The organism is Methanosarcina sp., from assembly GCF_035390745.1.
Taxonomy (GTDB): Archaea; Halobacteriota; Methanosarcinia; order Methanosarcinales; family Methanosarcinaceae; genus Methanosarcina.
On record NZ_DAOOUJ010000003.1, the window covers coordinates 63,607 to 90,238 of the forward strand.

At 39.2% G+C, this 26,632-nt stretch carries 19 protein-coding genes and 3 pseudogenes; 8 read left to right on the plus strand and 14 right to left on the minus strand.

Annotated elements, in window-relative coordinates; genetic code table 11:
• Positions 1–272 precede the first annotated feature (272 nt).
• Positions 273–767, plus strand: coding sequence for a hypothetical protein (locus PLL47_RS01765; RefSeq protein WP_324444139.1), 495 nt, complete (start codon positions 273–275; stop codon positions 765–767).
• A 238-nt stretch (positions 768–1,005) separates the two neighbouring features.
• Here PLL47_RS01765 and PLL47_RS01770 read toward each other — a convergent pair.
• Positions 1,006–1,170, minus strand: a pseudogene (locus PLL47_RS01770) (magnesium transporter); the annotation flags it as partial.
• Positions 1,171–1,811: 641 nt separating this feature from the next.
• Here PLL47_RS01770 and PLL47_RS01775 point away from each other — a divergent pair.
• From PLL47_RS01775 to PLL47_RS01800, 6 genes and pseudogenes are all read left to right on the plus strand, one after another.
• Complete coding sequence (locus PLL47_RS01775) at positions 1,812–2,942, plus strand: matrixin family metalloprotease (protein WP_324444141.1); 1,131 nt, start codon at positions 1,812–1,814, stop codon at positions 2,940–2,942.
• Positions 2,943–3,049: 107 nt separating this feature from the next.
• Positions 3,050–3,739 (plus strand): hypothetical protein, encoded by a 690-nt coding sequence (locus tag PLL47_RS01780; RefSeq protein WP_324444143.1) that lies wholly within the window; start codon positions 3,050–3,052, stop codon positions 3,737–3,739.
• Between the two features lie 40 nt (positions 3,740–3,779).
• Positions 3,780–4,034, plus strand: a pseudogene (locus PLL47_RS01785) (IS1-like element transposase); the annotation flags it as partial.
• A gap of 623 nt (positions 4,035–4,657) precedes the next feature.
• A pseudogene (locus tag PLL47_RS01790) lies at positions 4,658–5,064 on the plus strand (transposase); the annotation flags it as partial.
• A 31-nt stretch (positions 5,065–5,095) separates the two neighbouring features.
• On the plus strand, positions 5,096–5,434 hold the full coding sequence (locus tag PLL47_RS01795) for a hypothetical protein (protein WP_324444145.1): 339 nt from the start codon (positions 5,096–5,098) through the stop codon (positions 5,432–5,434).
• A gap of 138 nt (positions 5,435–5,572) precedes the next feature.
• Positions 5,573–7,567, plus strand: a complete 1,995-nt coding sequence (locus PLL47_RS01800) for a DUF2079 domain-containing protein (protein WP_324444147.1) — start codon at positions 5,573–5,575, stop codon at positions 7,565–7,567.
• Positions 7,568–7,637: 70 nt separating this feature from the next.
• On the opposite strand, the gene PLL47_RS01805 is transcribed toward PLL47_RS01800, so the two are convergent.
• From PLL47_RS01805 to PLL47_RS01835, 7 genes are all read right to left on the minus strand, one after another.
• Positions 7,638–8,600, minus strand: coding sequence for a lysylphosphatidylglycerol synthase transmembrane domain-containing protein (locus PLL47_RS01805; protein WP_324444149.1), 963 nt, complete (start codon positions 8,598–8,600; stop codon positions 7,638–7,640).
• Positions 8,601–8,851: 251 nt separating this feature from the next.
• Entirely contained in the window at positions 8,852–9,985 is a 1,134-nt protein-coding gene (locus PLL47_RS01810; RefSeq protein WP_324444151.1) for a glycosyltransferase family 4 protein, read from the minus strand.
• The gene (locus PLL47_RS01815) at positions 9,982–10,926 is read right to left on the minus strand and encodes a glycosyltransferase family 2 protein (protein ID WP_324444153.1); all 945 of its coding nucleotides are present in this window, start codon (positions 10,924–10,926) and stop codon (positions 9,982–9,984) included. Before PLL47_RS01815 ends, PLL47_RS01810 begins: the two co-directional genes overlap by 4 nt.
• Entirely contained in the window at positions 10,916–11,152 is a 237-nt protein-coding gene (locus PLL47_RS01820) for a Rossmann-fold NAD(P)-binding domain-containing protein (protein WP_324444155.1), read from the minus strand. The genes PLL47_RS01815 and PLL47_RS01820 overlap by 11 nt, the downstream gene beginning before the upstream one ends.
• Before the next feature lie 548 nt (positions 11,153–11,700).
• The gene (locus PLL47_RS01825) at positions 11,701–12,873 is read right to left on the minus strand and encodes a glycosyltransferase family 4 protein (RefSeq protein ID WP_324444157.1); all 1,173 of its coding nucleotides are present in this window, start codon (positions 12,871–12,873) and stop codon (positions 11,701–11,703) included.
• A 9-nt stretch (positions 12,874–12,882) separates the two neighbouring features.
• Positions 12,883–14,028: a glycosyltransferase family 2 protein gene (locus PLL47_RS01830; protein ID WP_324444159.1), complete on the minus strand. Its 1,146-nt coding sequence runs from the start codon at positions 14,026–14,028 to the stop codon at positions 12,883–12,885.
• A 234-nt stretch (positions 14,029–14,262) separates the two neighbouring features.
• Positions 14,263–14,433 carry a hypothetical protein gene (locus tag PLL47_RS01835; protein WP_324444161.1) on the minus strand — a complete coding sequence of 57 codons (171 nt, stop codon included), beginning with the start codon at positions 14,431–14,433 and terminating at the stop codon, positions 14,263–14,265.
• Between the two features lie 459 nt (positions 14,434–14,892).
• Here PLL47_RS01835 and PLL47_RS01840 point away from each other — a divergent pair, with 459 nt between their 5' ends.
• Positions 14,893–17,007, plus strand: a complete 2,115-nt coding sequence (locus tag PLL47_RS01840; RefSeq protein ID WP_324444162.1) for a glycoside hydrolase family 15 protein — start codon at positions 14,893–14,895, stop codon at positions 17,005–17,007.
• A gap of 54 nt (positions 17,008–17,061) precedes the next feature.
• Here PLL47_RS01840 and PLL47_RS01845 read toward each other — a convergent pair whose 3' ends face one another.
• From PLL47_RS01845 to PLL47_RS01870, 6 genes are all read right to left on the minus strand, one after another.
• Positions 17,062–17,499 (minus strand): GNAT family N-acetyltransferase, encoded by a 438-nt coding sequence (locus tag PLL47_RS01845; RefSeq protein ID WP_324444164.1) that lies wholly within the window; start codon positions 17,497–17,499, stop codon positions 17,062–17,064.
• Positions 17,500–17,539: 40 nt separating this feature from the next.
• Positions 17,540–18,799: a M20 metallopeptidase family protein gene (locus tag PLL47_RS01850; RefSeq protein ID WP_324444167.1), complete on the minus strand. Its 1,260-nt coding sequence runs from the start codon at positions 18,797–18,799 to the stop codon at positions 17,540–17,542.
• 464 nt (positions 18,800–19,263) lie between these two features.
• Positions 19,264–19,683 (minus strand): nickel-responsive transcriptional regulator NikR, encoded by a 420-nt coding sequence (gene nikR, locus PLL47_RS01855; RefSeq protein WP_324444169.1) that lies wholly within the window; start codon positions 19,681–19,683, stop codon positions 19,264–19,266.
• A 297-nt stretch (positions 19,684–19,980) separates the two neighbouring features.
• Positions 19,981–20,436 (minus strand): nickel-responsive transcriptional regulator NikR, encoded by a 456-nt coding sequence (nikR, locus tag PLL47_RS01860; RefSeq protein ID WP_324444219.1) that lies wholly within the window; start codon positions 20,434–20,436, stop codon positions 19,981–19,983.
• A gap of 464 nt (positions 20,437–20,900) precedes the next feature.
• A complete protein-coding gene (locus PLL47_RS01865) occupies positions 20,901–21,392 on the minus strand; it encodes a PEF-CTERM sorting domain-containing protein (RefSeq protein WP_324444171.1) in 492 nt (163 codons plus the stop codon).
• Positions 21,393–21,669: 277 nt separating this feature from the next.
• Positions 21,670–26,526, minus strand: coding sequence for a DUF3344 domain-containing protein (locus PLL47_RS01870; protein ID WP_324444173.1), 4,857 nt, complete (start codon positions 26,524–26,526; stop codon positions 21,670–21,672).
• Between the last annotated feature and the right edge of the window lie 106 nt (positions 26,527–26,632).

Below are 26,632 nucleotides of genomic sequence, written 5' to 3' on the forward strand. Positions count from 1 at the left end.
ACCTTCATAACTTAAAGATTCATGATGAACTAATAAAGCAGTCATATTTAATTCTTCCTCAAGAGTATATCAGGTGACGGAACATGAGGACTCGTTACAAAATAGGAATCGGGTTTGTAATATTAATCATCTCTGCCGGGTTGTTGTCTATATGGTGGCAAAACCAGAAGCAGCAGATGTATGATAGTAGTTTCATGAGTAGTTATGATTACGATGTAATATTAACTGCAGACTCGACCCTAAGCAACGTAACTCTTTATCTTCCACTTCCGGTGATAAACAACACATCGTCTGTGGGTATGGATATCGTAGAGCAGAACTTCAATAACAAAGATCCTTCATGGGAATACGCTTTGGTGGATACGGAACATGGGCTTATGCTTTCTATGAAAAATGAGAAGGCAAGAAGTATAGATCTTAGTACTATGGTATTCTCTAACCAGACAATAGATACAATGAACCCGCTTGGCAATGAAATGGTTCTTATGCCCAAATACAATCTCACGCATAATGTCAACGCCAGCGGAACATACTCACGGACGTCTGAGCAACTTGATTATGAAAGCCGAATCTATGCCTATTATGAGACCTCCTCGGATGTAAACGTCAGCATTTCCATCTACCTGAACGGACGTAATGAATGGTGGATCGGAGGATGGCAGTATAACAGCTATTGGGAAACCATGGAAACTATGCTGTCCGGTTCTCAGAATGGATGGACAACAGTAAATGGTCAGCTTGTTACAGGAGAAGGAACGTACTATTAGTATGAAACGTCGCCTGTTTTAACAGGCGGCTTCCTGATTCATTACCTGTTATGCCCTAATTTATCCCAATATTTTTTCCTGCAGAATTTGACCTTTAAGAAAAATGCAGTTAAACTCAAGAATTCAAAAAATAATTCTGAATCTGATTATGGTAGTATCTCAGATGAAAACGAATCAAGCAAAAATAACTCTATTCCAGACTTCGAGACTTCGGTTTATTTAAAAGCTTAGTCTGCCTGATTCCTGAAAGAATTATTCCTGCAATAACTCCTCCCACAGTCGCAAGAAGTTCAAAAGGCAGCGCTTCGCGTACTATTGATGAAATGCTCGCGTATTCGCTGAGGTACATATCTATAAACTGGGATTCGAAGATATCCTCGTCCCTGTGCGACTCGGAGGGCATGCGGTTGTATTATACACTGATATTATTAAAATAATATGTTGTATCAGAAGAGAGAATCTGTGAAAAGTTTCTTTGTTATTGGGGGGTATGTTAGGTTCTGAACAAATCTCATCAAGTTTCATCTAAAAAAACGAAAGACTCATGTTTCAGGTTTTTTAAAAAGGTCAGGATACTCCTCTCTCAATGGCTTTTTGAGTTCTTCATTCAATAGTGCTTTGTTAAGCGTTAATTGTGCTTTTTAAGTGGTTTTTACAGTAATCAGGTCTAAACTTAATAATGCCTGATACAAAAATCAACCTGTTTTCTACTTCTTTGCTACACTTTATCTATTATAAAAACTCTCGAATATGAGTTGGGTCAATATGCTCATATATATAGTCTCTCTCCAGACCATCAAACAATCAAATATTAAGAATTAATTTCAGACTCGAAAGAACTATGAAAAACAGATAGTTTGATGGTATGGACAGAAAACTTATAAGGAGTTAGATAAGAGGAATTTATGGAGTTCAAATGTCGTTTCCCAATGTCACCCGAACTCCATAAACGCGCCCCAAGAGGCAGTGATTATGTTAGCTGTGCGTGTATTTAAGCTTGCCTGATTTTTGCCTCCTAGGGTAATAATACTAGGAGTGAAGTAAATGAAATATTGTAAAAGAACATTGATAGGAACGCTTTTATTAACAATATTCCTGATAAATATAGTGGTTCCAGCATCAGCATATTCATATTCTGGATATATGTGGAAATCCCATCATCCCTATATTCAAAAGGGTTCAACAATTCCGAGTTCTTGGTCAAGCGCTCTAACTGCATCTACAAATACGTGGGACAATGCAGGTGCAAATTTTTCTTTTCATTGGGGACAGACCGCTGTTAACAAACTAAACTACAAATCTTTTTATCCAACATCAACGCTAGGTATAACATTTCCAGTTCCCAATGCTGACGGTTATTTAGGTAGTTGTTATACAAATTTCAATAGTAATGTTGTTTGGTCAACAAGTGGAGAATCAGGTAAATTTGATGTGCAGAATGTTGCTACTCATGAGTTAGGTCATTGGTTAAATTTGTTAGATTTGTATGATTCTGGCTCTACTGAGAAAACAATGTATGGCTATACAAGTACCGGCGAAACAAAGCAAAGAACTCTTGAATCAGACGATATAGCAGGTATCAAGAGTATCTATGGAGTAACCTCGAATTTATTATTCTCCGATTATACAAATGATAATGTTAAGCTGGCGAATAATACTGATGGATTCACAGGTACAAATGATCCACTGGACGTCAAAATAAGCGCATCAATCATAAAATGCACTCATGCGGATTTAAAGAATAACTCCGATATAATTGTAACAGGAAAAGTCAAAGAAATACTTCCAAGTAAATGGAATACTATTGACGGAGATAAACCAAACAAAGAAAATACTAAATCCGATCAAGATTGCATCATTTACACTGATATCATTATAAGTGTAGACAAATATCTCAAAAACCCATTATCATCAAAAGAGGTTATTGTGAGAACATATGGTGGAAAGGTTGGAAATGATAGCATGACATTAGATATTGAAGCAGGTTTCAAATCGGGTGAAAATGTTTTGCTATATTTAGAAAAAGATCTTTCAACAAAGGCTAATGATGGTTCTGAATATTTCTATGTTTATGGATCAATGCAGGGCAAATTCACATTGACTGACGACGGAAAAGCTACAAGACCTGATGAAACTGTTAGTCAGGAAGAATTGCTGAGTACAATCGAAAAGTAATTTAACTATTCAAATAGCCTTCGAAGACTACATAATTTTTAGGATTAATAAATTGAATATGAAATTAATCCTTTTATTTTTTACAATGAAGAAACAGGAGAATTTTAATGAAACTATTGGGTTCATTTTCCATATTATTAACATTCGTTCTGCTTTTTTTGACTTCAACTCTCGCAGCAGCTTCATTTGCCTCAGAAGCTGCCGAAATCCCTTACCAGATAAATAATTCAGACCGCATAATTGTTGGTACAGTAAGTGAGATTAATATGTCCCGTGACCATACAATTGCTACAATTAAAGTTAATGAATGGCTCTATAATCCCTTGCCTACAGAAACCATAAAAGTGAGATCAGAAAGGGGAACTAATTTATTGACTACAGTCGAAGTTGAGTTCGTCCAGAACGAGTCAGTTCTCTTGATGCTGAATGATGTAGATCTCGATAAACAGCTTTTCCGTGTTGGAATCGGAGTTCCAGGAAAACACCCTGCTTCAGATAGGGACGCGGTAATCGAGGAATTGAAAGCTCAAGGTAAATGGAAGGGAGAAGACCAAACAGGTAATGAGACAAATGAGACCGAAATGATAAAGAGTACAGAAACAACAGTTAATCAGAAAGAGAATATAACAGAAAACACGACGGTGGATACTGGACAAAAAGAGAATACAGGAACAATAGATAAGCAGGAAGAAAAATCCAATACCAGTCAGGAACCAAACAGTACTCCTTTTATAAGTTCTTTCTGGTTGTTTGTAATAGTGCTCGGGACAATTATGTATGTAAGAAAGACAAAATAACATGTTTTACCCGAATTATTTCACTAACAGCGTTGATTGGCAACTCTATCTTGAAGGATTAGGATTTCGCTCAACAGGGCGATTTTTAAAGGTAAGTCATGTTTCTGTCCAAAAATGGATAAAGAAATTTGGTCAGGAGTTAGAGGATCTAAAAAGCGAAAATGAGATATCTATTGTTGAAATGGATGAGATGCACACTTACATCGGTAACAAAAAAAATATTGCTGGATCTGGATTGCTGTTGATAGAGTTGGGAAAATTCATCAACTGCTCTTTTGGCAGCAGAGGAACGGAAATTCGTCCCTGTGCGACTCGGAGGGCATGCGGTTGTATTATACACTATTAAAATAATGGGTTGTATCTGAAAAACGAGTCTGTGGAAATTTCTTTGTTACTTGAGGGGTATGTTAGGTCCTGAACAAATCTCACCAAGTTTCATCTAAAAAAACGAAAGACTCCTCTTTCAGGTTTTTTAAAAAGGGCAGGATACTCTTCTCTCAATGGCTTTTTGAGTTCTTCATTCAACAGTGCTTTGTTAAGCGTTAATTGTGCTTTTTAAGTGGTTTTTACAGTAATCAGGTCTAAACTTAATAATGCCTGATACAAAAATCAACCTGTTTTCTACTTCTTTGCTACACTTTATCTATTATAAAAACTCTCGAATATGAGTTGGGTCAATATGCTCATATATATAGTCTCTCTCCAGACCATCAAACAATCAAATATTAAGAATTAATTTCAGACTCGAAAGAACTATGAAAAACAGATAGTTTGATGGAATGGACAGAAAACTTATAAGGAGTTAGGTAAGAGGAATTTATGGAGTTCAAATGTAGTTTCCCAATGTCACCCGAACTCCATAAACACGCCCTAAGAGGCAGTGATTATGTTAGCTTTGCGTATATTTAAGCTTGCCTGATTCCTGAAAGAAAAACAAAGAGAGACTGGGCTTATTTCCTGGAAGAAATAGAAGTTCAATATGAAAATGCAGATATAATTACGTTGGTAATGGACAATCTAAACACGCATATACCTGAATCTCTCTACGAAACAATTCCACCAACCAAAGCAAAGGAGCTATGGGACAAATTTGAGTTCGTGTACACACCAAAACATGGAAGCTGGTTGAACATGGCAGAAATTGAACTGAACGTACTTCAGGTCAATGTTTAAAAAGGAGAATGGATAACATCGAGTTTGTTAGGAAAAAAGTATTCGTATGGCAAAATTACAGAAACAACAAAAATTCAAAGGTTAACTGGCAATTTACAACAGATGATGCAAGGATAAAATTGGCACGACTTTATCCGACAACTGGAGATTGACACGACACTACTCGTAGCCAGGAGAATGAATATGAATTCTTCTTTAATATTTTTAGTGCTTGTAATTGCTTCTACGGGATTCAGTCAGACTCTTTTGAAATTGGGGGCAAATCAAGCTCATGGTAAAAAGTTATTTTTAGCTTACTTTAATCCCTATACATTAACTGCATATATCCTGTACATGGCGGCAACTATTTTTACTGTGTATGCCCTCAAAGACATCCAATTAAAGTCATTTTATTCGACTACTTCATTAAAATTTGTACTTATTCTCATTTTATCCAGGCTGATACTTCAAGAGAAGATTGACCATAATAAAGTAATTGCTGTAGGGTTGATTGTTTTTGGTGTTATTATATTTAACATGTGATTGACAGAAGGCTTCAGCAAGAACAATATGAGATCTTTAATTATCCGGAATCAGAAAGAACTTAAATAAGAGTTACTCCCTGAAGTGCAGAAGAATCATTAAATTTATAAAGAAAGTGAATCCGATCCAGGTTATAACATGTTATTAAAGGCTGAGTATATATTCACCGCTCTAAACTCAAGACTTGAAGAATATTTTAATTTAAGAAAGGTAATTCACAATCTTAAAGGATTATCTTCAAGATACGATTTTTTTGATGCTTTAGTTCTGTTTTTATTTATTTTTAACTTTTTTTTCTATGTTTTTTTACTTAATTCAACTTATGCAAATATGTGTCCTTTTAATGCTTTTGACAAAGGAATAATGTATCAACTTTTTCATAATACTGTTGTCCATGATCATTTCTTTTATTCATCAATAAACGGAGGAGGCATCATAGATTTTGTTGGCCACCAAAGGTACATATTTTTGTTAATTCTACCTTTTTTTTACATTTACCCTCATCAGATTACTTTTTCAATTATCAGTTCTTTTTTGTTATCTTCAGGTGCATTTCCCGTTTACTGTTTAGCTAACGAAGTGTCCAGATCTAAAAAGATAGCATTTGTTTCAGTCATGATGTACTTCTTACACCCAACCGTAAGCTGGCTGTTTTTGGAAAGCGTTAAAGAAGAGATATTTGCGTTACCCTTCCTTTTATTTTCTTTTTATTACATGTACATTAAATCTTTTAACAAATTTTTATTTTTCCTCTTCATTGCATGCATATGTAAAGAAAATATACCTTTAGTAGCCATAATGTTTGGAGTCTATGCCTTTATAGAGAAATACGACAAAAAATGGGTTTACGCCCCTTTAATATTAGGTACGGGAATTTTTTCTTTTGAATTATTGTATTTAAAGCCTTATTTCGCAGATTTATCTCATCAACTTTATGGTTATGTTTTTACAACCCAATCCGGAATGCTGGCTGGCAGATATTCTTATTTAGGCACATCAGCTGTTGATGTGATATTTAACATCCTGACAGACCCCCACCTGCTTTTCGAATATATGTTCACTCAAGAAAGTTTGAATTATTTGCTAATTTTATTTTTGTCTGTAGGTTATATTAGTTTTTTTAGTCCCAGAATCCTGCTAATCGCATCTCCTGTGTTTTTACAGAATCTATTAGCAAATGCTCCAGCCCAGCGTATGATTAATTTCCATTACTCAGCGGTAATAATCTTTGTGATTATTTGTTCCGCCATCTTCTCTCTTTCGTCTATCAGTAAAAAAATTAGTACCAAAAAACTCAATCTGGTTTTAATTGTTTTAATCGCTCTGAATCTATATTCTTTTTCTACCTATGGGGGAGCTGGTAAAGCAATTTCAGATCTTAATTCTGCCCCGAAGGATGAAGCTAAGGAATTTTTTAAAAATGTCAGCCAAATTCCTGGAGACAGCAGTATTCTTTGTTCAGGGGACATGGGTTGTTATTTTTATAAAAATCTTAACGTTACATACATGGGTGATTATCAAAGAAGTAATCCAGATTCATATGATTATATAATAATAGAAAGGACACCGTTAGCCAGTTATAAAGTATCTCTAGATCTCAGTTCCTACTTAAAAAACCACAAGTTTTTTTATTTTAACAGCCACTGCTTTATCCTTGAAAGGCAAAACCAGACTTCTGAGTCCATCAGTTCATATGATGATAATTATGTGTACAATAATTTGTTCTTCAGTAGCCAAAAAAATACAGGCTCACTCATATACGATGAACAGATAAAAAAGTATGCTTTTTATAGTGATAAAAGTTTTAATGAGTCCGGTTATTTAGTTTATGGGCCATATATGTCATTGCCTGAAGGAAAATATACTATAGAGTACATTTTAAAGGCAGAAAATATTACTGATTATTCTCTCAATGTTACAAGCATAGATATCTCGTTTGTAAAAGACGGAGAGCCGGGAATTGATTCTGCGAAGGACATATACGCAGGTGATTTAATTGAAGGAGAATATTGTTCTCAGAATTTGACATTAAATGTTGAATCTGAAGATTCCAGGGTATTTGAATTCAGGGTATTTCAACCGCTTTCCAGCAACCTGTATGTTGAAAGAATTAACATACACAAATGTGTTTAATACTGTAACTTTTTAGCACATTCAGAATGGTGATATTTTCAATAAAATGTGTGGTATAATTATTGAGGTATTATTCTTTGCATAAATATTGGTACCCATACATTCCCAGCAGAACATAATAAATAATTCCTATAATATGAATTACTATACCTGAATTAATTGCAAGTTCCTTAGTCAATCCTATTCCGATAAAACCTATTGCCCATCCAACTTCATAAGTCCCGAACCCTCCCAAACCTTGAACTGGAAGCACGGACATAAAAACTACAAAAGTAGAAGCCAGTAATACCTCAAAAAATCCAATGTCTATATCTAAAGATTTAATTAAAGTATAGTTCAAAGAATAGAGAATAAACCATATGACAAAGGAAATTAAGAACAGTTCCATCATTTTGCCGTTGTTTTTTATGTTTGTAAAACTGTCAACAACCTCCCTTGCTTTTCGTAAAAAGAAGTTAACTGCACTATTTTTGTTTAGCTTGATAGTTATGAAAATTGCATTAGCAAACTTCAAAAAAATTTCACCTGCATATAACAAAACTATTAAAAAAATAGCCAGCAAAGCAGTAAATAAAACAACTACCCAAATAATATTAGAAAACATTTCAGGCAAATCGCTTACAAACAGAGAAGAAATAAAAAACAATAATGAAATCGTAATGAAGTCCAGTACCCTTGCAACCATTAATGTTGCAACACCTTCTCCAGTAGATTTATTGTGATATTTTTTTAATATATAAATGTAAGAGAGTTCCCCTGATCTTGCTGGAAGAATACTGTTTACCATATTGTGAACGCAAACAATATGAAAAAGGTCATTGAGGGATATTTTTTTGTCTAAAAGAATATGAAATCTTAATCCTCTGAAAAAATAGCTGAGTGTATACAGGAAAAGTCCCAGAATCAGGTAAATTTTGTTAATATTTTTTACAGTTGTAATCAGATCCTCAATTCTGATCTGAGATAATATTATTCCAAGAAGCAAAAAAGTTACAAGCACAGTTATAAGCTGTTTCCTGGTAATAAATTTCATAAGATACTTTCCATTTTTGCACAAACAATATATGTTTACTGCATCACGGCGGTGGTTAGCAATGACGATACTCTTTATAAATATTTTTCCTATTATATATACTCATCCATACTGCAACTTCCAAATTTCTACCTCTATTTATGGAATAGAAAGTTCAGAACTCATTTTCATGTCAGAAACTCAACTAATTTGTTTTTAACATAGAATTCAAGGAACAATTTTGAGTTTTGGGATCGACTCGTTATTATTTCTCATTCCAGTATCCTCAGATATTCTTTACATATCCTTTTATCTTCGAATTTCTTAACTTCTTCTTTATTATACTCAGAAAAATTAACTTTGAGCTGGTCATCTTGCTTAAATTTATTTATCATATTAGCCAGAGCTTCAACGTCTCCATAACGAACAAGATATCCATTCTTTCCTTCTTTTATAAAGTCAACCTGGCCACCGTTATCAGTTGAGATTATTGGAAGGCCCGCCTGCATAGCCTCCTGTAAAACGATCCCGAACCCTTCATGTACCGAAGAAAGCACATAGACATCAGAATTTTGAAGATATTGAAACTTCCTGGTTTCTGATACAAACCCTAAAAAATGAATTCTATCCAAAACATTTAATTCTTTAGCTAAATTAGCCAGATTCTTTTTTTCAGGGCCATCACCAATAATTAATGCATGAACATTATCAGGAGTATTTTTTATAGATTTGATCAAAAACTCAAAACCTTTTCTTTTCACCAGCCGTCCAATACTTACGGTATAAAATAAATTCTCATCCATACCCAGGTCTTTACGGCTGATTCTTTCAAATATAACAGGCTCGTAAGCTACAGGAATAACGTTTATTTCTTTTTCAACATTATAGTGCTTTAACGCATTATCTTTAATATTAGATGATTCTGCAACAATATATCTTGAATTGCTTAATACCCACTCTACTACTTTCTTTAAATACCACTTTTTGTGAGGGGATATATTTTTAGAAGGGTCATAGATATCTCCCCCGTATATGGATAGAATATTTGGCAGGCTAAATTTACGGGATATCCAGATTCCAAGAGGACCGGTAGGAACAGCAAAATGAGTATTTACAAAGGAATATTTGTTTTTCCTGCACAGCTCGCATGCTTTCTTATATGCTAAAAAAGGGAAACTGACCATAGACGGGACTGTAGCAGTAGATAGTTTCATTCTCCCGATAACATCCACTCTGTAAACATTAATCCCATCAACTTTTTCGTACTTTTCCAGGCCATTGAATCCGGTTGTAATATAATCAATTTGATATCCAAGTTTGATGAAGCCTTCTGCAAGTTTTTTGGCAGCTACGCCCCCACCTCCGCCAAGTGGAGGAAATTCGTAATTCAACATCAGCACTCTCATTCAATAATCCTCTCAACCAGGTAATTCTTCCGACCGTTCTGGCTATAGTATATTTTTACCAGAACATCTGCAAGAATTCCAATGGTAAAAAACTGTATGCCTATGACAATAGACATAATACTTACCGTAAACAGGGGTCTGTCGGTAATTCCAACTCCGTAAAATAATCTTAAAATAACCATATATAATGAAATAATTCCGCCAATAAAGCTCAAAAGAATCCCTATGCTTCCGAAAATATGAATTGGCCTCAGGGAATATTTCTGCCAGAAAGTTACAACCAGAAGATCAAGGAAACCTTTTATAATTCTTTTCCAATTATATTTGGTTCTCCCGTTTTTTCGTTCCCTGTGATTTGTTTTTATTTCTCCTATTTTATACCCCTTCCAAAAAAGCATAGCAGGGATGTATCTGTGAAGTTCTCCGTAAAGCTCAAGGCTTTCAGTGCTTTCTTTTACATAAGCTCGTAGAGTACAGCCTGAATCATGTATTGTCTCCCCAGTAAACGATTTCCTTAACTTATTTGCGAACTTTGAAAAAAGCTTCTTTAAAAAAGGATCCTTTCGGTCAAATCTCCATCCACATATAACATCAAAATCTTCCTTTTGGAGTTTCTCCAGCAATTTCGGGATATCTTTTGGGTCGTTCTGGAGGTCTGCATCCATTGTAATAATATTTTTTCCAGTGGCGCAATCAAGACCAGCTCTTAAGGCTGCGCTCTGCCCGAAATTCTTCCTTAACTTAATCACTTTCAACCGATCATCATTTTTGCTAAGGTATTGAAGTTTCTTAAAAGTCAAATCAGTAGAGCCATCATCTACAAATATTATTTCGTAACTAATCCCGAGAGGCTCAAGAGCATCTATAATTTCCCGGTAGCAGAGTTCGACATTTTCTTCTTCATTGTAAGCGGGAACCACAACTGAGATTTCAATGTCCATTTTGCATACCCTCAAGACCATCATCTATTGATATTGCAGGTCTCCGTCCAGTTTCCTTCCATGTTTTATATGAACCTTGAAGAGTGAGTTCTGCGTATTCTTTCATAGAATCGGAATAAACTATATTATATTCACTTTCGTTAACCTCAATAATTTTCGAGGCAAGTTTATCAATTGTAACAGAGCGTCCATTATCTGTTTTGTATACACCAGTTCGTTTTTTCATGAACATCAGATTCGCCTGTATTTTTTATTAATCATTAAGAACTTTCAGGATGATGTTTTCATAAGCTGAAATTGATTACTCAAAACATAAAATTCAATAAATAAATTTTGCATTTTAGAATGGGCTCTAAAATATCCCCCTGATACTATAACTATGTTTATAATATCTTGAGAATTAACTCTTAAGAGGAAGATACTTTTGTAGCTCTATCTATGCATTAAATATTCCTGGCTATCAGTATTCAAGCCACTTAGGTCTGGACTACAATCCTGACCTATTTTTAATTACTCCCCCCACTAAATAATGTAAATAGGAATTTAACTACTTTTCTAATAAAAACTAGGATTTAATAACTGTTTTCATAGTTAAAATTCAATTATTCTTTGTGAAGAAAATTATTATTTTTGCATATTATTTAACCCTGGTAGATTTTATAAAGAGAGTTCAGTATTCCAGGTATGAAAGTGCTCTTAAGTACAGCCATTTTTTGAGAATGTATTCAAAGAATATCATGTTTGTTTTTTTCATAAGGACAGATAAATCCAATTTTAATGTCTTTTCAGAGAATATTCGTACACCAAAAGGATATTCTCAACTATCCCATCCCAATTGTATTTTTTAGCTTTATTAAATGCCGCCTCTGAAGCCTTCCTGTTATCTGAGATCGTTCTAATTATTTTTTCCACAGCATCTGCAATTTCACTCTCTTCAAGCTCCACAACAAACCCATCAACCCCGTCTTCTATGAGTCCCTGTGCCGCGTTATATTTTTCTTTCACCGTGATTACAGGCACTCCGCAGGCAAAAGCCTCGATCACAACCATTCCAAAACCCTCCCTGCTTGAAGGAAGAACAAGGACCTTTGAAGCTTTAATTTTTCCGATTAATGCCCTGTATTCCTGAAACCCTTCAAATTTCACACTATCCTGCACGCCAAGATCATGAGCAAGCTTCTCGAGAGTTTTCCTTTCCGGTCCATCTCCGACGATACAGCAGCAGATTTCAGGAAAACTTTTTTTCAACAGTTTGATTGCTTTTATCAAAACATTGACATTTTTTTCTTTTATGAGCCTGCCTGCGAAGATAATATCGTAAATTTTACTCTCCTGATTGCCTGCATAATCCTGGCCATAAGGCTTGATTTCTGAGATTAACTTCAGGTCGATCCCATTGGGCAGGACTTCAATCTGCCTGTTCATCCCCACAAGGGTTACAAGCCTGTCCTTAGTCCAGTTCGAAACTGCAATATTGTTCTTTGAGATTTTTGCAACTGCGGTTTCTATCAAAATCCCGAAAAAACCCTTTCTTTTTCCAAGGTATTCATACCAGTAATCTCCCCATACCTCGTGCCATGTAAATACTGCAGGAATCTTTTTCAGGATTGAAACTGCTTTTACGGTAAAACAGGAAAAATAGGGAAATACACTCACATCAATGAGGTCGAATTTTTCTTTCACGAGAGCTGGAAACAGCTTTACAGAGAAGACGAATGCTTCAGAAATCGAACGTCTGCCATTTACATAGAGGTTCATGGCTTCACATACTCCATGAAGGGTCATGCCCTCATAATGAATTACATCTTCGCCTTCCCACCATTTAATCCCGAAAAGGTGCACATCGTGCCCCTTTAAAGAAAGCCGCTTCCCCAGTTCATGAATGCGCACTTCTGCGCCTCCCTTGACCCAGGGATAGACAGCATCATATACAAAAGCGACTTTCATTTCATCACTTTACCAATCAGTATCAACTTCAAGGAGCATTACACTCAAAAAGACCGCAGAAAAAATCAGCTGAAGCCCTATTGCTGCTAGCACCATTGAAATTACAGCAGATTCCACTTCTTCAAGAGAGCCATACCCGGTACTGATCCATGAATATGCAACTTTCAGTCCAAGAACTAAGCTCGAGACCAGAAGAAGGGAACCTCCTATCAGTTCTTTTTCAAGGGAATGGTAGCTCAGCAATTTTTTGCTTTTTTTGTCGTCACGATACATGCCATGGAGAAGACCGTATGTTTTCATGTATCCTCCAGTAGCAAGAATCTGACCGCCAATGATTAAGAGCATGCTGCCCAAAATAAACGAATGCAGCCGGTTATATGCAGCATTCTCTGTAAGAAGAAGGGAAGAAGTAATAAGAAAACCCAGGATAAATACGCAAGCTCCGGGGATATAGAGGAAAGGGACAGGCCTGTACAGCATCATAAACCTTACGTGTCTCCAGCCGTCCTGAAATGAGCGCAGTTTCGAGGGAGCTTTCCTTGAGTAGTATGTTATGGGCACTTCCTTAATCCGGAGACCGCACCTTGCAGCTTCAATTATCATCTCAGATGCGAGTTCCATGCCGTGAGTTTTAAGGTTCATTTTCTCAAGTGCTTCTCTGGTAAAAGCCCTCATTCCGCAGTGGGCATCCGAAATTTTCGTTTTGAAGAGGAAATTGAGCATTCCGGTCAGAATAGGATTTCCAATATACTGGTGCAGCCAAGGCATAGCTCCGGCTTTGATTTCACCCTTAAGCCGTGTTCCCATTATAAAATCGGCTTCACCTGCCAGAAGGGGGTCCAGAAACCTGTCAAGTTCGAGGAGGTCGTAAGTATTGTCTGCATCAGCAATAGCAATGTAATCTCCTCTGGCTTCAGCCAGCCCTTTAAGGTAGGCATTTCCATATCCTTTAATCGGACCTATAACTTTTGCACCCATGGATGCTGCTATCTCTGCGGTTCTATCCGAAGAATTATCAGCAACTATTATTTCCCCCTCTATACCATATTTTTTGAATATATGCTGAGCTTTCTGTATACAGATACGAATAGTTTCTTCCTCATTCATGGAAGGCATTACTATAGAAAGAGAGGGCATGCCCAGCTTATACATCATATTTCTTAATAACCATTTTGATACCTCATAAAGATCAGAAGCATGAAATTGATCCTATAAAGAAACCGAACTTCTGTTAAAAAGCTATGTCAGGTTATTTTGTTTTTGGAACCCGAATTGCAAAAAAATTGCTGAAAAATAAGAAACTTAAAAATAAAAAGGACGGAAAAACGTTCCCTTCTCCCGGGGTGTTTTCCCATTATTTTTGAGTTCTTTTGCCTTAATTCAGAATGCTCAGCTAAAGCTTGGTACGGTTCTGCCTCTGCGTTCAAACCTGTCCTGAGCTGTTGCCAGGCATGCCAGAGTGCAGTATACTGCTTTTTCCTCGGCATTCTTTAGGACAAAGAATTCTTTCCCGCATACGGGGCATATTTTTTTTACATAAGCCATAGTAGACACGCACATTTTTTGGATGTGGATACTTTCTTTAAGATTTTGCTTTTTTAAAGCATACTAAAAAGAACGCAACTAAATATAAACTTTTGTATTTATTCGATATATATTTTTAATAAGAAATAAAATTCTATCCATAGGGTTGGTTGTTCTTTGTTTTCAAAATCCATATGCTGTAACTGTGCATTTTCAAATTCTAAATATTTTTTAATACTTTTTTTTTGTAAAGTTGTCGCCCCTAACAAAAATATTCTTTTCAAACTAAATCCCGGCATATGTACCGCATATACTGGCAGGGCTAAAAAACAATTCCGATTTTAAGTGGCTGTCTCTAAATGGTTAAGTTCTAATGAACTCCAGATCCAGAGGGCGATACAGATTTATTAATAGGTCCGGCTCGAAAAGAGTGTTAAGCTCTAAAATAATAAAATATGAAAATCCAACAGACCCAGGTTCATATAGGATTCCGAAATGAATTACTTCAAGAGAAAAGTATTAGCAAAAACAAATCGAAATAACAGAAAACGAAGTAAGATAAATAGAGCTGGAGGTGTCCGGATTAGGCCGCTGATTTTCGGAAACGGAAAATTTCTGATTTGTGAAGATGAGAAAGGGACCATAAGGGACGTTTACTTTCCTTATGTAGGGCTCGAAAACCACGGGAATTCAATAAGGATCGGTATATGCGACCTTGATTCTCTTTATTGCAGCTGGCTTGAAAACTGGAATATCCGGCAGCAGTACAAGTCGGAGTTTGAGGTGGACTTCTGCAACAGGATTCTTGATATCTCCGAAAGTCCGAATAAAGAAGAGACGGCAGAGAAAGGGGCAGATGCTGCACAGGGAACCGGCAATAATACAGTACCTGAAGCCTGCAATGAGGTAATCTCAAACATAGGGGAAACAATTTTTGAAAATCCGGATCTTGGGCTCAAAGTCACTGTCTGGGAAGCAGTCCACCCTTCTACGAACATTTTCTACAGGACATTTGAGGTACGTAATATCTCTAAATCTTCAAGGCGCCTCCGCCTATTTTCCAACCAGAATTACAGGATACTCGAGACCAAGATCGGAGAAACTGCCGTAATCGATAAGCATGTACTTATCCATTACAAGCGTGATCGTTATTTCCTGCACGCCAGCGAACCTTCATTTGACCAGTATGCAGTAGGAACTGCTGAATGGAAAGGGCTTGAAGGTACCTGGAAAGATATGGAAAGTGATGCAATCCTTGGTGGAAACCCTGTAGCTCACGGTTCGGTAGACTCAACACTCGGCTGGACTCTTCCTGAGTTAAAACCAGGAGAAGCGACAAGGGTACATTTCTGGATCGTTCTCGGGAAAGATTACTGCGGTGTGCTTAAAGTGCACAAAAGGGTAAAGGAAGCCGAAAAAAGTGCCCTTTTCCACCACAACTTCAACTTCTGGAATTCCTTTACCGAACGTATATCCGTCCTCCCTGAGTATGCCTGGATGCCGCAGCTCCCTGACAGAGTAATCAAATGCTTCTACAGGAGCCTTCTTGCATCTGTAGCCCACATGGACATCACAGGTTCCGTGATTGCGTCCTGCGATTCGGATATCAGGCAGTTTGGGGCAGACCTTTATACATACTGCTGGCCCAGGGATGCCGCCTGGGTCTGCCTTGCTCTTGATAGGGCGCGGTATCACCACCTGAGTGCAGAGACATTTGAGTTTTTTTCAAAAACCATTACTCCAAGAGGAAATTTTCTTCATAAGTACACGCCGGCAGGAGACTTCGGAAGCACCTGGCATCCGGTGCCCATGGTTCAGATTGACGAGACAGGTCTTCCGCTCTATGCTCTTTATAATAACTGGGAGATTGCAAGGAGTGTATGGACAACAGGCAGGTATTACAGAGGCCTTGTAATTCCCGCAGCCAATTATCTCATTAAAGCAATTGACCCGGAAACAGGTCTCCCAATCTCAAGTTTTGACCTGTGGGAAGAACGAAAAGGCGTACATACCTACAGTGCCTGCACGGTTTATGCAGGGCTCATGGGTGCCTGCAAACTGGCCCGTTCCCTTGGAGATTATGGCAACGCAGACATCTGGAAAGAAGCTGCAGTCAGGTTAAAAGAGGTTATCATTGAGAAACTTTATGATGATAAGCTCGGGCGTTTCAGGCGCTCTCTTGAAGAATCAACTCTTGATTCCGCGGTATTTGCAGTCTGGTATTTTGGAATACTTCCTCCTGATGACCCTCGAGTTGTCCGGACCATGGAAGCAATAGAACGCGAACTTTTGCGTCCATCTGGCGGGATTGCCAGGTATCCCCATGACAGCTACTTTGGTTATATGAACAGCTGGATTATCTGCACTCTCTGGCTCTCTCAGTGGCATTCGGCAATTGGGAACCTGGACAGGGCTCTTGAGCTTATTGACTGGTGCGCGGTTCATGCACATCCTTCAGGTCTTATGCCCGAGCAGATAGACGACAGAGGCAAACCCCTTTCTGTTCTCCCTCTGGCATGGTCCCATTCAGCTTTCGTGCTTGCCGTGCTTGAGTATCTTCAGGCTCTTGCAAAAAGAAACGGCGGTTCCTGTGTCTTGCCTGAAAAATAAAACCTCCTGCAGGAAAAGTAAATCATAGATCCTGGCAGAAGATAAACCGGTTTTTCAAAACCGTTTCTCATAGTACAGATATCCTTTTTTTTCTTCTATGAAAGAAAAACCGTGTTTAAGATACAGGTTTATTGCTTTTTTAAGGGTTGAATCGGTTTTAAGCACGGCGCCGGCACAATTTTTCCGGGCAAAATCCAGAGCAGCCAGAAAAAGCTTTTCCCCATTGCCTTTTCCCCTGTAACCCTTTTTGAGGTAGATGCGCCTTATTTCGCACAGGTTCCCATCAAGTTTGCGGACACCTGCAGTACCCACAACCCTGCCTTCATCAATCCCTACAAAAAAGGTGCCTCCTTTAGAAAAATAATACTCATTAATATCCTTCAGGTCAGCATCTTTAAGCCTGTCATACTCAAAACCATGCTCCTGCAGAACTTCCAGGATAACTTCGCGAACTTCTTCAATTCTGGAGTCATCATATCTCTGGATTATCATGTTTTCTCCTTATGTTGAAATGAAAAGCGCCTGTATTAATTCAGGCTTTTTCGAGATACTCATGAAGATCATGGCATTTCTGGCTGTTAAGATATTTTTCAGGGTGCTTGAGGAAATCCATGGATATGGTGTAGAAAATTTCAGTTCCTTTTAGCAGGATATCTTCATCAATATCAAACGTGCAGGAGTGGTTTATTTCCACGATCCCTTTTTTCTGGTTCAGAGTGCCGAGTGAAATGAAAATTCCTGGAACTACCTGCAGATAGCTTGCAAAGTCTTCTGCAGCGAAAGTCTTTTCGATTTCAGGATAGATCGTGAGTTCGGGGAAGCTTTCCTGCAGTTTTAAGTTAACTGCATTTGTGAAAAACGGGTCATTTATCAGGACAGGATAACCGTGCAGGATGTCAAGTTCATAATCCGGAAAGCCTGAAAACTCTTCTCCGGGTTTCACATATTTTTGTTTTACTCTGTCAAGGCACTCTTTTATTGTCCTGTCAATAATGGCTGTAGTTCCGCTGTCAAATGTCCGGTAGCTCCCAAGGACTCCTACACTGTCAGGGATTCTGTTGAACTGGGCTCCACCCTGGATCCTTCCCACTCCAAGGACATATTTATCCTGTTCAAGCCTCTCGTCCAGAGAAGAATAGAGGCTGTTTATAAAATCTACTGCCATCCTGACCGGATCAATGCATTTTTTTGGCAGTGAGATATGCCCTCCTTTTCCTTTAAATATGATTTCGAAACGGTTAGTGCTTGCCATAAAAGGTCCGGGGCGCAACCCCACGCTTCCGGATTCATGAGTGGTAAAAATGTGCATGCCCATAACTGCATCCACACCTTCAAGCCCGCCTTCGGCAATAACTCTCTCCGAGCCTCCCGGGGGTATCTCTTCTGCAGGCTGGAAAATCAGGCGGACTTCTCCCGGAAAATCTCTGTTTTCAAGAAACAGTCTTGCAGCCCCAAAGAGCATTGCCATATGCCCGTCATGCCCGCAGGCATGCATTACTCCATCGTTTCTGGAAATATATTCCCTGTTTCTTTCTGTGAGCTCTTCCTGAACCTCGAGCCCATCAGTATCTGTCCTCAGTGCAATGCAGGGTCCAGGCATAGTGCCCCGGATTCTTGCAAGTACGCCGGTGTCTGCAATTTTCCTGGATTCTATTCCCAGTTCTCCAAGGACTTTCAGGATTCTCTTCTGGGTATCGTATTCTTTGAAACTGAGTTCGGGGTATTGGTGGAATTCTCGCCTCAGCCTGATAATCCAGGCTTCAAGCGATTCCGCACTCGGGTCATCTCTCAAATTTATTACCTCGGATCTTCTTCAAATGCAGTTTTTTCCGTTTATTTTTGTGATTATGTTCAGTATTCTTTATTTTACTTCTTTAGTATATATTACTCCGGGTATATTATTTCATTTTCCTACTTCCAGATAATTATTTAACTGCTGCATCCTGGCACTTAATTCAGGGTAAACATGAACTTATATTTAATTCAAATTGGTAATACAAATATCAAATATAATATCATTAAATATTATGAAATATTGCAAAAATATTATGTACTAGTTTGACATACATACTATATCTGAAAGACTCAAAAACAGACACGCCTCCTAAATAAATTAAATATGCAACTCTGGAAATTCCTCGCCTGTAAATGCGGAAAGGTGGGGAATTCCAGGCGTGAGGATAGAACAGGATCAGACATGTGGAAACAGCATGAGTATATCCACACTTTATAATGTAAATTAACTCCACAAATTCCTTATTTTACATCTGGTGCTATTGTTGTTAGTTTTGAAAATTTTACCCCTTTGATAGCTATTATAGCCCCGGCAAGTTCCGTTATTTCCTGGCCGCTTCCATCCAGGACTATCAGTTCAAAACCTTCTTCATGACCAAGGTATAAGTGTACGGAATATTTAATCAGGTGCGAGTAACGGTGCTGTACTTCTATTAAAGCATTAGAAAGTCCGTGTTTTGTGAGGTCATAAATAACTGCAATTGTCCCTACGCGATGACCTTTAATATCCCCCATCCATCTGTAGTAAGTGATATAACTCGTAATGGCATCTCTTATGGCTTCCGAGCGAGACGGATAGCCTTTTTCTTTAATTATTCCATCAAATTTCTCCAGAAGAGCATCGGGAAGGGAAACACCTATTCTCATCAGTCCTGTTTCCATAGTAGCACCAAATGTAATTAATTAGTTATTTAATATAATCTATTGCTAAAAATTAGTTAAAATTATCCAGAATATAATACATTATTAATTATTAGTACTACTATTTGAATTTGAGCAGGAAAATCTTGTCTCAACCCGGTGACTTTTCAATTAAATCCTTTCAAAAATTAGTTCTTCTGCCGGATGAAAACTATCAGTATTTTTTATCTTGTATCAGGTCAATTAAACTTCTACCTTTTGTTCCATAATTATGTACTTAACATATTAATGGCGAGTTTTCAGAGCAACTAACGAGTTTTATGCAGTAATTTTCATATTCTCTGAAGGATCCTGAATTGTTTCGTTAGAATCTACAGTTGTGAGCTTTGAAAACTTCACTCCCTTAAGAGCCATCAGAGATTCGGCAAGCTCTGCTATTTCTTCACTTTCCCCTTTCAAAATAACTACTTCAAAACAGGCTTCATTGTCGAGATGAATATATACAGAGGACTTTATAATGTGAGAATAATGATGCTGTATATCTGTAAGGGCATTTGAAAGCCCGCGTTTTGTAGAGTCGTAAATAAATGTAATTGTTCCTGCACGGTGACCTTTGATATTATTCATCCATTCGTAATAAGAAATATAAGTCCTGATAGCATCTCTTACTCCCTCAGATCGGGAAGAATAACCTCTGCTTTCAATAATACCGTCAAATTTGTCAAGGAGAGTATCGGGAAGGGAAACCCCTATTCTCATAAGTTCTTTTTCCATCATATCGCCCACTGGTAATACTTACTTATCTTTAAGATGTTACTTAGTTAATTGTATGTAATACTATATATGTTTTTGTAACTCAAAGAATAATATAAAAAAGTCTGGCAAAATGTGATACAAAAATTAAAAAATATAATATAGTACAACAGTTTTATCACAAATGAAGCATATATGGAATATATCATCAGTATGATACCTGCAATGGCAGATGATATCTTCGATATCCACCTCTTTAAAAAAAACATGTACGATTGTTTTTTTCGGAAGGCCTGATTTGTAAAAGGATTACTTGTTACAGCACAGATGCTTCAAAGATCAGTCTACTATTACAAAAAGTCAATTAAATCCATAACAAAAAAGTAAACAGGAGGAGCAGCCCCTTTATCAGGACAGCTCCTGCCCGAAAGTATCAATTTCTTATATTCTAACACTTGATAGTATTTTCAAAGCATCACACATGCTTATTCTTTTTTGCGTCCAAAGACAATAACCAGGCCAAGGACAGCAGCCACAGGCAGTGCAATTGAAGGGAATTCAGGAACCTGCTGAACATTAGGGTTAATACCTGACTCGTCATGCTCAATAGTAAAACTTAAGTCTTCATAATTATATCCATCTGCTATAACCACATGATAGGTTTTTCCAACCTCAGCATACTCAGGAACCGTAATATTTAATGTTGATGTCTTTAGATCTCCTTGTTTTTCAAGAGTGAGTTCCTCAGGGTTAAAAATATAACTCCAGTTAGGTTGCGGATTTTGGATTGAAAAACGCTCTATCTGCGGGAAACCCGGGTCTTCTGTTGCATTTACTGTTACAAGATAAGATATAGTTCCCCCTGCTGTAACATTTTCATCTTCCACAGGGGTAACTGTCAATTCAACTGCTGCCGAACAGGTATTAGCCAGAAGCAGCAAGCTTAATAAACCAAATAAAAATCCTATTTTTACCACTAAATTCACCTCAAACCATTAAAACTTGACCAGCAAATGTCCGAGCTCCAGTTATGATACATGAACCCGACAAAACTGCTGGTGTACGCTTAGATTCAGATTTTTAGACTCAGATTCAATTTCATATTGCAAATTAGTCAGATGACTACAATTCAGGAAACCATCTTTTCCAAAATTTGTTCATACTCTCAACTCTTAAAAACAAAGAAATAAAAAAATCAAAAATCCCATGAATGGTTCACGGGAGAAAACATTTCTTTGCATTAAATCACCCTTTTCAGGATATTGCCAGGTATCCGGTATCAAATCCGGTAATAGAAGACGTTTCTGAGTTCACATTAGCCCTGAAAAGTTTACGGCCGGCAGCAGTTCCTTCAGGAACGGCAATTTCCACCGGAACGAGGATTTCTTCTCCTGCCTTCAGAGTTACAACTTTTTCAGTCCAGTTAAACCAGGAAAGGCCTGCCTGATAAGATGCAGGAAGTTCGCTGACACTTAGATGGACTTTAAAAGTGTCATCGATGTTCTGTGTGTTTTTCACTTTGATAGAAAGAGAAACTGTATTTCCTGCTGTAACACTGCTGGACCGTGGTGAAACAGCAATATTAGCACCGCCGGAAAGCTGGACAACATGGTAGGGTACTGAAGTTTCGACAGTATTTCCAGCAGCATCCTTTGCCGTGATCTGGAGAGAATAATCTCCAGGTGACGAAGGAGCAGTTATACTGCCTTTCCAGATGCCATCTGTATTTATAAGCTGTATATCTCCTGCTTTAACTTCAATAACTTCCACATCATCAGTTGCACTCACTTTGATCTCGATTGTGGAACCTGCGGTTGTATTTGCAGGGAACAGAACAACCGACTCAATCACAGGTTTTGTCGTATCCGGGGTTTCCGGAGATGAGACTGTGATATAGTCCGTTTTTGTTTCACTGTCAGTTCCACCTGCACTGGTAACTGTGAGGGTCACAGAGTAAATGCCAGCTGAAGTGTAGGTATAAGACGGGCTCTGTTCAGTACTATCGACATTTCCGTCATTGTTAAAATCCCAGGCCCAGGAGGTTGGAGAACCTGCAGACTCATCGGTGAACTTGACATCCAGGGGAGAATCACCTGAAGTCGGGGTAGCTGTGAATGCTGCAACTGGTGGAGTTACATATTTGACTTTTAGAGTAGCAAGGGTTGTTTTGTAAGAACTACCAGCTGGGTTGGAGTATACAAGAGTACTTGACTGTCCAGAAATGATATCATTTGTCACGTCCCAGGTGTTCAGTCCATCGTAGTTGGGCGTATTGTTTCCGCCTGTTTTAGACACGCCGTTGAAAGTATAGATGGTAGCATCTTTAGTGGATACCTGGCGAATCTTGCTTTCAGCACTGACCCATCCACTGGTGAGCCCTTCGGTATCAAAGGTGGTTAGTCCGCTACCTGAAGTTGAAATCCAGTCTCCTCCGTGATTCACCCAGTAGTATGTTTGGTTTGTGGATGCTGGATCATTGTAGGCAACAACTAGTGTAATTCCTTTAATCCTCCCATCAAAGCTCTTTCCGCTAATAGCTTGTTCTTTGACATTGACTGCCGGATTAACTGCTGATATCAGGCTGGTCACGTCGTACTGAGCTTCATAGTCTGAGAATACCTTGTTTACATGGTCGTTGAGCGGATAGGAGTTGGCGTTATTTTCGGATGCTATGTCCATAGTCTCGCTACCAAGGGTAGTTTCGAAGGTGCTGTCTCCATTCCCATCGAACTTTACTGTGGAGATAAGGGCATAGTTGTTACCTGCTGAACCTGAGTAGGTATTCACGTACAGCTTAGCCCATTCGATGTTTCCTACTGCTGCTGCTGGCAGGTTAAAAGTCAGGTTTAGTTCAGGGTGAGCAACCCATGTATCTTTTGAACTGACCCATGTCGTTGGTGAACTAAAGTAAAGGTCACCTGAGACGTTTCCAGTCTGGATAGTAGTAAGAGGTTCGCGTCCTGTAGCTACTGCAATGTAATGCAGCTTTGTCTCATCATCACTCCCGCCGCTATTGGTTGCAGTAAGACGGATGTCATATGGGCATGCGGTATCAAAGCTATAGGTGGGGTTCTTCTCAGTAGAGAACTGTACCCAACCTGAGCCGTTATTGTATTCCCAGTTCCATGAGGTAGGAGAGTTCGTTGACTGATCTGCGAAAGTTACGGAAAGAGGAGCTGTGCCAGCTAAAGGTGTAGCTGTAAAGGCTGCAACTGGTGCTCCAGGCAGTGGTTCACTTACTACGATGTATTCAGTCTTTACTTCAGAATCACTGCCGCCAGGTCCGGAGACTGTGAGGTTTACGGCGTAAGTTCCGGCTGAAGCGTATGTGTATGAGGGGTTCTGCTCAGTGCTGTCCACTTTGCCGTCGTTGTCAAAGTCCCATGCATATAAAGAGATAATGCCGGTTGATGCGTCGGTGAACTGGACTGTTAGAGGCGCATCTCCAGAAGTAGGTGTTGCAGTAAACGCTGCAACTGGTGCTTCAGGCAGTGGTTCACTTACTACGATGTATCCTGTCTTTACTTCAGAATCACTGCCGCCAGGTCCGGAGACTGTGAGGTTTACGGCATAAGTTCCGGCTGAAGCGTATGTGTATGAGGGGTTCTGCTCAGTGCTGTCCACTTTGCCGTCGTTGTCAAAGTCCCATGAATAGTAAGAGACAACACCAGTGGACTGGTCGGTGAACTGGACTGTTAGAGGGGCATCTCCAGAAGTCGGTGTTGCAGTAAACGCTGCAATGGGTGCATCTGCCGGATATTCGATTACAAGGATTTGCTGGAGAGCGACCATACCTCCGCTTGTCGTTCCCTGGATGCCGGCTTCGTTACCGGTTTCACTGATATAGTTCGTCGCATTAAAGACCAGGGGACTTGCGGTGTTGGAGCTTCCCCCCCATACATCGGTTGCCACAGTATTTCCGTTGAAAAGAAGGTTTCCTTCTTCAGGACCGGCACTTCCCGCGAAACTGTACAGCATGGCTTTTGTGACATTTGCCCTGTCAATAGACATGCCGGTGAATGGAGCATAGGCTGTTGCCTCTTCAAGAGTAGTTGCATAACTTGACTCAGATAATCCCAGTTCGTCGCATTCTTCATTAATGAAGATATGCTTCCGGGTTTCGTCGGGGTTCCGGTAAATCACAACAAGAGTGCTGGGGTACAGTGCAACTTTATTGTAAGAACTGTCGTAGGGATTCGTTACAAGGCTGTTTCCTTCGGAGCTAAACTTGTCGGTTACATCATAGACACAGAGCCCATATTCATAATCAGGATATGAGCCAAAATTGCTCCAGTCCCTGTAAAGGTTTCCGTTTCCTGTAGAGAGATTCCCGTTATCAAGGATGTTTCCGTTGAAGTTAAGGGTTAACCACGGATACCCTCCAGGTGTCTGGTCCCAGTTATAGGCAAAATAAAGGAAGACCTTTTCTATAGTGGAACCGCTCGGGACCGGAAGATCACTTGCACTCCAGGTCTCTGTCCTGGTAGTCCATCCAACGCCCCTGTAAGCAGATTCCGGCTGGGTGGAGTACAAAAGGTTACCATGAAGATCATACTCATGTTTGGTGGTGATATCACTGCCGCCTTCCCAGTAGCGTTTGCCCTTGTACCCGTTATATTTGACATATTTGGATGCACTTTTCTTGTTGTTGTTGGTCTCATTGGTTTCTGAAATCAGGTTATCAGGATCAACAACTGCTGTATAGGTTACAGTGCCACCCTCAAGGCTGCGGATCGTTGGATCTATAAGGGTTACAGAAGTTGATCCTCCTCCTGCCAGAGATTCAATCGTTGTCGTGTTTACGGGAACTGTACTGGATACGTCACTCGCATACAGTGCTACAGGGATGTTAGTGATGGCGGAAGAGCCAGTGTTTTTGATCGTATTGACTTTTACGGAATTAGGTTCCCGGGCAAAGACCGCGCTTGAAGGGACCGTATTTACGATTCCTGAGATCGTGAGGTCATTTGTTGCCGCTGCTTTTACTGTAATATATCCGGCTTTCACCTCAGAGTCGCTCCCGCCTGCGTTAGTGACTGTAAGGTTAACTGTGTAAGTGCCGGCTGATGTATAAGTGTATGAGGGGTTCTGTGCAGTGCTGTCAATTGAACCGTCGTTGTTGAAGTCCCATGCGTAGGATGAGATGGTGCCAGTTGAAGCATCGGTAAACTGGACTGTAAGAGGTTCTGTTCCGCCGGTCACATTTGCAGAGAAGTCAGCTACCGGGGCAGATACCTGGGACTCGGCATATTCGGCTGTCAGAATACCAAGGGCATTTTTATAGAAGCCAGCAGCTCTGTCGTAGGTCAGCATGTTTGTGCCGGAGTTAAAGTAATCCTTGACGTCCCAGGTATTGGACCCTGTGTAAGTTCCCTGAGGTGTGCCTGAAGCAAGCTTATTACCGTTGAAATTATATGTTCCATCCGTGCTTGCCATATGCACAACTGTAAGCTCTGCATCGGCAAGGGATGCCCCTTCAGGTAAGGATGCCTCAAAGGCTGTACTTCCCTTATAATCTTCGCCCAGTTCGTCATCGCTGTAATAAGTATCCGCATCATGCCCGCGGTTGACCTGATACCATATCCTGTTGCCACTGCCGTCGTTGTATGCCACAACAAGAGTTATCAGTTTTACCCGCCCATCAAAAGAATTATCGAGAGGCGCTGTGTTTACGACAGCTCTGTTTTCCCCTGCTTTAACAAGGTTTGTGACATCATAGTACATCATGTAGTCACTGGTTACCCTGTTAACGTGGTCGTTTACCTGAACGTAGCCGTCTCCTCCGTTGCTGATGTAGGTGAAGGGCACATTCAGGGTTTCGTTTCCGAGGGTTTGACCGTTAAAGCTTACATTTGCCGTACCCTGATAGTTATTTTGCATATGGCCGCAGTATACGGTTGTGAGAAGCATTGCCCATTCAACGTCTGCGTCAGCCGGAAGGGTAAAAGTTTTGTCTATAGTTTTAACGGTATGTATTTCCTGAGTTCCTGTTCCATAGTAGCTATCAAAATAGACACCACCGTCTACTGTTCCGCTCTGGACAGAAGTAAGGGGGATACCGCCTACGTAATTATCAGCAAGGCAGACTCCGCTGCTCAGGATCAGAGTCAACAAAATTAAAATTAGTTTCCTGTTCGTAAATTTTTCCTCCTGTACCATTTTAGAGAAAAAAATCCTGAGGTAGTGCGCAACAGCTCCTGTCAAGGACGTAACAGAA